General features: G+C 54.2%; 2 protein-coding genes. Both read right to left on the bottom strand.

Annotated features, from left to right (window positions below; all coding sequences use genetic code 11):
- The coding region (locus tag ALO64_RS22575) for a PI-PLC domain-containing protein (protein WP_235805026.1) at positions 1–5725 on the bottom strand (5725 nt) is incomplete at its 3' end.
- Positions 5726–6510: 785 nt separating this feature from the next.
- Positions 6511–7652 (bottom strand): fibronectin type III domain-containing protein (locus ALO64_RS22570; RefSeq protein WP_328586230.1); only part of this gene is annotated, 1142 nt, incomplete at its 5' end.

Below are 7652 nucleotides of genomic sequence, written 5' to 3'. Positions count from 1 at the left end.
TTTGTCTACACCCTCTCAGCACGTCGCTTAACAAGGGCGCGTCCCTCCAGCATGCACCGATCGCCGGCAGATGGCATACCCGAACCCGTTTTTGCCCGTTGTCATCGCCCACATCCATGTGGATATCCAGCATGAACCCCCTGATACCGCGTTCCAGTTGTGGAGTAATGGCGTCCAGATAAGCATTGTGCGCAGTGACCCACGTGTACTGATCGAAGGTCTTGGTGAAGTCATTGATGCCCGGCGCTGCATACGCATCCTTGTTGACCCTGATCCAGTGGGCGTCTTCTGTTTCTGAGGTCGGGTAATACCAGTAATGCGCGGCTGCGTTACCGGAAAATTTCGAGCGGTAAAAAGTAATGTTATTCAGCGAGTGAATGGCGCCGGGGTACGTAGGTTCGCCCCATTCCTTCGGATCCTGCCATGTTCCTGCATGCTTGCCAGCATAGGTCCAGTAACTGTTGTCTGCAGCACCCGCAGGGTAATACCAGTTGTGTCTGGCCGGGCTGCCTTCCTTCAAAGCCTTGAAGAACCGTGTTTGGCCATTTTCATCGTAACGATGAATTTCCCCCACACGCGTAAATTCGTTCCATGTTTTGGGATCGGCGTAGTTACCTTCATTTTTGTAGAGATATGTCCAGTCTGACGTGCTGTATTCCGAGGTTGGAAAGTACCGGCCCGCTTCGGACGGACGACCCTCTTTTTCTGCACGGAACAACAACCGTTCGCCGTGGTAGTCGTAGCTGTAGATATCATCCGGGTAGGCGTAGTCGTTCCAGGTATTGGGCACTTCGAACGTACCTCGTCCCTTGCGGAAGAACTCCCACCATGTAGAGCTCTTGTCGGCAACAGGGTCGCCTTTAGCGGGCTGCTCCTTGGGGTAGTCGTTCTTGCCTGTGAACTTCGACCTGAACAACATGCTTTGATAGTCGATGGTTGTCTGATGGACAAGGCCATTCTGCGTCCAGTCAGCCAGGCTTTTGGGCTGATCGCGTGTTCCAGTGAGGTGCGTGACCTGAAGAAACTTCCAGGCTGGCGACTTTTCGACGAGAGCCGGAGGCTTCTTCTCTTCGTCCGCATCAAGTGGCGCGTTCGGAGGCTGGCTCCATTTGTCCTGCTCAGGTATACCCTCCTTGTCGGAGTTCACGCTAAACAACAAGCGCATTCCGCTGACATTGCGCACATGAACGGCGCCGCGCCAGCTGACTTCGTTCCACTCTTTAGGGTTATCGACGGTGCCGGCGTGCCTGGAGATGCCATAGAAAACCCAGTTTTCGTTGTCCTGTTGATCGGCGGGGGTTGGCCAGTCATTCAATGAAGGAACACCGCTGTTTTTCGCGATGAAATAATGATCACCATCCTCGTACGTGGTTTTTACATAGTCGCCTGGTATGACGGGCTCGTTCTCATTCTTGGGATCGCTGATAGTGCCGTCGTGTCTTGCGGTCGCTACGTAGAGGAAATGTTCAGTGCTACTGTCGTCTGGGGGATAGGCCCAGTTCTGCTGGTTGGGTATTCCAGCGCGTCTGGCTTTGAAATAGAGCCGTATGCCGTCTTTTTCTACGCGATGAATCGCTCCCCTCCACGTAACTTCGTCAGGTACATGAGGGTCGGCAAAAGTGCCTGCATGCGACGTCGTGCCGTAATAGGCCCACTGTTCGGTGCTGCTTTCATCTGTGGGGTAGTACCAGTTATGTGTTGAAGGTGTCCCTGTCATCTGTGCACGGAAGTAGAGTGTTTTGCCATCATACTCATAGCGATGCAGACGTCCGGGCCACGTGTATTCATCCCACTCCTTGGGATCGTTTTCGGTTCCGGAGTGCCTGCTGACGCCCAGAAAGTGCCAGGAGTCGTTATCAGTGGGGGTCTTTGGCCGTTCGCCTACATCAACGTTCATTTCGCCGGATTTTTTGGCTTCAAACATAAATCGCGTTTCCCGGTCCAGATGGATGGCACCCGCCCAGGTTGGCTGGTCGAAATATTTGGGACTGTTCAGCGTGCCTTGGTAAATCGAAAAGCCAACATGATCAAAGTTGTTTTCGTTCCCATAGCCCTCTGGATCATCCGCCACATGCCCCCAGATTTTCGATCTGAAGAACCATCGGGTAAAACTTTCGCCAATACCGGTGGGGATTTTCACCACGTGTAGCGCGCCTGGCCAGGTTGCATCGGATTCAGGTTTCGGATCGAGCCAACTGCCCGCGTGAATACCCATGTCCAGGTAAGACCATTGCTGGTTGCTGTCAGGCGGTGTCGGATAGTGCCATCCTCCCTGACCGGGAACGCCATCGATGAGGGACCTTGCGAAGTAAACCTTTCCATCAACTTCAAAGCGGTGAATCGCGCCAGGCCAAGTGATTTCGTAAGCGTCCTTGGGTGATTGCAAGGTGCCTGCAAGCGCACTTTTACCCACATAAAACCAGTCTTCATTGCTTTGCTGTGAGTCAGGCAGCGGATGCCCGGTACTGAAAACACCGGCAAAACGGGCCTGGTAATACTCGTCCGTGGTGTGGATGACCCGGACAGTCTCGCCTGGCCTGATCATCTCCCCGGCCTGCACTGGATCAGTCAATGTGCCTTGATGAGAGGCTTGGCCCACGAACTCCCACCAGGCGTTGCCGGCTGCTTGCAGCGGAAGCGGGTGATCGATGCCGATGACAGCTAGATTGCCTGCAATCTTCGAGCGGTAATAATGCCTGGTGTTTTCGACCTGGCGCATATGAATCGCTCCCGTCCAGGTCACTTCCTGCTGATCCTTGGGATTGATGATATCGCCCGAATGCCTGGATTCTCCGACTACTGTCCAGTAATCATTTTCTCCGTTCAGAGGAATCGGCCAGTCGTGCTCGGCAAGCAGTCCATCGACTTTGGAGAGCAGATACAGAGTACGGTCTCTGGCTTGCATCGCGTGGATGCTGCCGGGCGAGGTAAATCCTGAGGAGCCTTTCGGATCGGCCCAGGTACCCTCGGGAACGTTTGTGCCCAAATACTGCCAGTGCTCGTTGTCGGTTCCAGGTACGGGATAACTCCAGTCATTGGCTTGAGGAATGCCCTGTGCGAGAGAGCGGTAATAGACGTGTTGACCTTCAACGGTAGTGGCGTGAATCAGCCCCTGGCTGGTCATTTCGTCGAAGTCTTTCGGATCGGCGAACGTGCCTTTGTGCCGGACCACGCCCATCACTTTCCAATACTCTGTATCGCCCGCAGTCGGGAGAGGCCAATGGTCGGCGGTCGGGTTTCCGGACTGCTGAGCTATGTAAAACTGGCGCCGGCCTGATGAGCTGTACTCGTGAACAGCGCCAACCCAGGTCTGGCCGCTCATTGATTTGGGGTCGGCGTAAGTGCCAGCCTGATCGGAGGTAAACATGAACTCCCAGAAGTCTGTACTTGCGGGCTGTTGCGGGTAAGGTGTTTGCGAAGTGGGCTTTCCGCTGATTTTCGATTTGAGAAACACCCGTTGACCATCGATGGTTGCTACGTGTATCGCATCTGGCCAGGTAGGATCGGTAAAGGGTTTTGGGTCCGAGAAGGTGCCGGCATGTTCTCCGGCGTACTCATAGAACGCGTTGGATTCGTCGCCTGAGGGATATACAGCACCTACATCCTGAGCAAATCCGGAAAATCTGGAGCGGAAAAGTTTTTGACGCGTCAGGCCAAGCTGGTCGGCAAAGATTGCGCCGGGCGTGTTGATGTCGTTACGTTCGCGCGGCGTTTCGGCTGTGCCGCCGTTGAGTGAGGTCACGTAGCTCCACTGATCATCGCTTGTTTCGCCCACCGGATAAATCCACCCCCCTGCATCCGGTTGAGCCTGCTGCCTGGCCGCAAAAATGATGTGCTGATCTTCATCCAGGTGCAGTGCGCCAGGCCATGTGGTGTCATCACGGTCTTTGAGGTCGTCTGCCGTGCCGGCATGTTTGAACACCGTGACGAACTCCCAGTGTGTGTTACTGGCGAGATCATTCGGGTAGGGCGTCGTTGCGGAGGGCATGCCGTCGAACAGTGAGCGCAGTACTACACGCTGACCCTTGATCGAGGCCTCATGCAGTGCGCCGATCCGGGTGAAGTCATCGAAGGGCTTGAAGTCACTCCATGTGCCTGCGTGCCTGCCTGCATAGACCCAGTAAGGATCGGCGATGCCTACAGTCGAGAAGCTGTCGAGATCGTTGGCGGGGTAGCCTTCGTAATTGGAAACATAGAACGTGCGCGCGCCTGGAACAGTGCCATCCACGTAGACCGAACCTGCCTGGCTGTAGTCAGCGAACTGCCTCGGCGCTTCGAAAGTGCCTAACGGTTGTATCACCGGAATATATGACCAGTGTTCATTGCTTTCTGGTGTGGTTGGCAGCGGCCAGTCCTGCTCGGAGGGAAAGCCCTCTGCCAGCGATACGAAATAAACGGGAGTGCCGTCGATCAGCGTTTTATGCACCGCGCCGGGCCAGGTAAATTCCTGTTGGGTCTTGGGGTCGGCCACTGTTCCTGCATGGAGAGAAGTCCCCAACGAATGGAACTCGTCGGTCTGGCTGTAATCCCAACCGGTTGCCGGCGCGGTCCAGGATGTCAGCGCACGATACAGCGCTTTCCCCTGGCTCTGCGGCGCTGAATGGATAGCGCCGACCCAGGTCTCGGTGTCCAGATCAGTTCTGGGGTCCCACCAGGTTCCGGCGTTCTGGGTGATGCTGCGCACTCCCCAATAAGTGGTATTGGCAGGCCAGGTTGGGTAAGGCTGTTCAACTGCCCCCGCGAAGTGCGCCGCGAATGAAACCCACTTGCCCTGCAGTTTGGCGCGATGCAGTTTGTCGAGCGCCGTGTTTTCTCCGAAGGCTTTCGGATCTGTATATGAGCCTTCATGTGCGCCGTGATAGTCCCAGTTGTGATTGCTCTGCGCGTCATTGGGGAACTCTGCATTCAGAAGGGGCGCAAACCCGATAAATGTGGATGCGTAGTAGTGACTGCGTAGCGGGCTCAGCGGGTTGCGATAATAAGAGCCCTTCGACGTGCTCATGTCGGTCCAGGGTTTGGGGAGGGTGACCCCTATGCCTGACAGGGTTCCCGCAAACTTCCAGTACCCAGCGCCTTGCTCTGTGCCGGGTGCAGGCCAAGCATCAACACTTGGGCGTCCGGTGTGCTGTGCCAGATAAACGGTTTTGGTGTGCTCGAAATATACGAAGACGCCAGGCCATACCAGATCCTGATCGGTTTTCATGGCTTCAGGTGTTCCGGATTTATCAAAAAAGCCTAGGAAGTCCCAGAAATCATTGCTCTGTGCTGTGGTGGGATAGGGTGTTTCGGCGCTTGGCGTGCCGTCCACTTTCGAGCTTAACAAAGCCTTTTTGTTATCAATCAGGCCCATGTGCAGGGCACTCACACGGGTAGGCTCATCGAACGACTTGAGGTCCGGCCCCAGACCTGAATGCTGGCCGGCGTAGGTCCAGAATTCGGTTGAACGTGGCGTATCGGGAAAAGCCGGATCAGCCTGATCAGGCTGGCTGTCGAACACAGCGGTATAGAACACGTTGCCTTGCTCGGTCAGGTCGAGGAATACCGCGCCTTTGAAAGCTGGTTCTCCTGCCAGCCGTGGCTGCTCGAAAGTGCCCGCGTTCACTTCTTCACCGACTGCCCGGACGGGAACAGTCGAGGCCGATGGAGATGATTCAGAAGGGCTCACGCCAGGGGCCGCAGTGACCAGCCAGGCCAACAGAAGGCCGCTGGCAAATGCCACCGACATTACAATCCTTTGATATTTTTTCACGGCACACCCGAGTCCATTCACAGTGAGTTGGCAATGCATTGAATAAATCCTATACGCGGAGCAAGCGCTGAGGTACCTATCAAACCTGACAGGTCTGTGCATAAACGGCTTTGCAGGACGACTTACACACAATCCCTGTGCGTGCGCCTGTGGATAATGTGTTCGTGAACGTCTGAAGGGCTTTTAGAACGTGGCTTTCGGAGTGGTGTTCAAAAAACGATCAATCTAACTCTTTATTTTCATTGCATTTTTTTGTGGATAAATGCGCACTGCCATCTGCCAGCCACTGGGTTTGCCCACAATCTCTGTGCGCGTGCTTGTGGACAAGTTGTTTGTGATTACCTGCAAGCCTTGTAAATAAAGGCTTTGGAGGTTTTGTATGAAAAATGATCAAAGCAGGGTTTTGCGTGCAGCGTTGGTCCATTCGGGTGGTTTTTCAGCCATTTTATACATTGTCCACAGCAGGCCGGGTGATTCGGACGAAGTTGTACCCAAAGTCTGTTGGCGCTTCTGTGGGTAAGGTGTTCGCGCTCCTCTGTAACCCAGTGAAACTGTGGGCTACAAGGTTTTGAGCAAAAAATGTACAGGTGCAATGTTTGCAAGGTGATCTGGATAAGTGATTGTTATCCAGTACATTCCTGCGTCAGCGCAACGACTCACCCACATGAACGCTTTGAAGGCTGTGTGGATAAGTCATTTCGTCGCTATATTTTCAAGCCCGTCTCATCGGCTATGGCAGCAGGTACCTGACGTCACGAGGATTACTGCCATTTTTTCGGCAAACCGGGATAAAGTTTGCCGCCTGCTTGCTCCACCCAAAGCGCCCACAACGTTGGTGCACTACCTGGCTTCCAGTCTATTTGTGAGGTGTGAGGATTGAGACAGATATAGGTGTCGCCGCCATACGTCACTTTATCCCCCTCCAAATAGGATTGAGCTGTTTTCCACTCAGGAATCGCTGCGCTGGTCGAAGCTTGTACAACATTGCTTGGGCCAGACAGGTTTTTCTCTGTATCGAGCGCGCCGGCAAGACACTGATACGTTTTAGCCGCTGTTAGTCCTTCCACAGTGTACTTGAGTGTTGTGGCGTCGAGACTCACTGTCTCCCCGCCAAAGGTTATGAGGCGGTAGGACGCGACACCCAGTGCACTGAAAGACGCGTCCCACTCTAATGAAACACTGGTCATTGTTGCAGCGGTCTGGCGTAAGTTGCCTGGTGGCGTAGGGCGATCGTCAGAGGGCTCGGACTTTGTAGTGACCAAGAGCGTTTCAGAGCGCTCAGAGCTGTTTCCCACGCTGTCAATCGCCTGGATCTGATAACCATAAAGACGGCTGTGCAAGACACTTGTGTCAGTAAAGGGTGCGCTTCCAACGCGCTGTAAAAAAACATTATCCCTGAAGAGGTCATATTGGACGTGAGCAACTTTCGCCTTGCTCCAGTCGAGCGTTACCGACGTTGTGGTCTGTTCGGTGGATTTGAAGTCGAGAGGCAGTGACGGGTTACCGGGAGCAGGTGTTTCGCCAGCAGTCTTGACCTTTAATACATTACTGACCTCTGACCACTGAAGTTCGGTATCTTGTGCAACGACGTAGTATTCATACTGAGTATCGGCAGTGACGTCGCTATCGGTATACGCGGTCGTTACGCTTGCGATCGTTTGAAAAGGCCAACCATTGCGGCCAATTTGATACCTGACGATTTGGCTATCGCTGGTAGACGGTGTCCACGTTAGCGACACACTGCTCTGGGTGACGTCTGCGAGGCTCAATACAGGTGTCGTCGGTTTTGCATCGCCTCCGCCTTCACTCTGTGTACGCACGGTGAGCGCGGCCGAGAATTCGGATGTGTTGCCTATGACATCAATTGCACGCACCTGGTAACTGTAAGGGAAACTCTGAAAAA

This window comes from Pseudomonas meliae, assembly GCF_001400515.1.
Classification (GTDB): Bacteria; Pseudomonadota; Gammaproteobacteria; order Pseudomonadales; family Pseudomonadaceae; genus Aquipseudomonas; species Aquipseudomonas amygdali.
Note: the sequence above shows the minus strand (reverse complement) of the source record. Positions and strands in the feature narration are given on the sequence as shown.